This is a genomic window from Corynebacterium sp. UMB9976 (assembly GCF_030212265.1).
Lineage (GTDB): Bacteria > Actinomycetota > Actinomycetes > Mycobacteriales > Mycobacteriaceae > Corynebacterium.
The window spans coordinates 1-247 of sequence record NZ_JASODY010000151.1 but is presented as its reverse complement, the minus strand read 5'-3'; the positions used below and the strand labels follow the sequence as shown (position 1 = coordinate 247).

The 247-nt window shown below is 52.6% G+C and carries 1 pseudogene; it reads right to left on the bottom strand.

Annotated features, from left to right (window positions below):
• Positions 1-154: pseudogene (gene rpsA, locus QP140_RS10180) on the bottom strand (30S ribosomal protein S1); the annotation flags it as partial.
• Between the last annotated feature and the right edge of the window lie 93 nt (positions 155-247).

Here is a 247-nt window from a genome sequence, read left to right as displayed (position 1 = left end):
CGAGAAGAACCTCGTCGCTGTCAACCTTAACGACGGTGCCCTCAACGATGTCACCATCGTTGAAGTACTTCATCGTCGAGTCGACAGCGGCCAGGAAATCCTCAGCGGTGCCAATGTCGTTGATGGCAACCTGAGGGACGTTAGAAGTGGACATATAAGATGTGCTCCGAAGCGGATAGAAATCGAAAAACGGACAATTTCGGCCTTGCCCCTCAAAGAAACTCCTGGACAACCGGGCCAAATCCGC